Consider the following 673-nt stretch of genomic DNA (forward strand, 5'->3'; position numbering starts at 1 on the left):
TCCTTATATTCCAGCGGCAGAAACGGCACCGGGCGGCCAATGTCTGGCAATGTTTTCAGTTGCTGGATAGCCCGGACGATCACCTCACCTCCTTTTCTGGCTGCCAGCCGATTTTTGGTTTTGTGAAAGTCCTGAAGGCGTTGTAAATCGCGCTGTGCCAGCGCGGAAATCGTTACCTGTGGCATGGCGGAGCATCCTGCTCGTTCTCAGTTCCCCAGGTACTTATCCAGGCTTCCGCTTCTTCCGCAGTAAGGTGCAGACCCGTTTCCTGATAGTGCTGCCATGCGGCCTGTCCGTCCCGCAGGTACTGGCTGCGCTTCTCTTCCCGGTCGATGTATTCGGTGATTGCCTCCAGCATTAGCGCGTGCGCTGAGCGGTGCCGGTCATCGGCCAGCGTTTTCAGCCGGTCCTTAAGTTCTTCATCGAGCCTGATGGATGTTGCTGATGACATAAAAGCCCCTTTGTAGTCATATGTATTACACATGACTACTTTAATCCGTGGCGGCGCTATTTGCCAGAAATACGGCTTTTGCTGCCCATTTTTCAGCTTCGCTTCCACTAATCAGGGCTGCTACAGGCTCACTCATCATCCAGGACTATTGCAGCCTGCGGGTTAAAGGACCTGTTACTGGCGGCAACCATCATCATTGAGCTTTTGGGTGGTGACTGGTCG

Annotated in this window: 2 protein-coding genes; both read right to left on the bottom strand. The window is 53.8% G+C overall.

Features of this window, described 5'->3' with window-relative positions; translation table 11 throughout:
- Nucleotides 1-185, bottom strand: a 185-nt coding sequence (locus ABD353_RS39845; RefSeq protein ID WP_344628593.1) for a type II toxin-antitoxin system RelE/ParE family toxin, incomplete at its 3' end; no start/stop codon positions are given.
- A complete protein-coding gene (locus ABD353_RS39850; RefSeq protein ID WP_312856926.1) occupies nt 173-559 on the bottom strand; it encodes a CopG family ribbon-helix-helix protein in 387 nt (128 codons plus the stop codon). The genes ABD353_RS39850 and ABD353_RS39845, both read right to left, overlap by 13 nt.
- Between the last annotated feature and the right edge of the window lie 114 nt (nt 560-673).

The sequence above is a fragment of the Kitasatospora arboriphila genome (assembly GCF_039528095.1).
GTDB lineage: Bacteria > Actinomycetota > Actinomycetes > Streptomycetales > Streptomycetaceae > Kitasatospora > Kitasatospora arboriphila.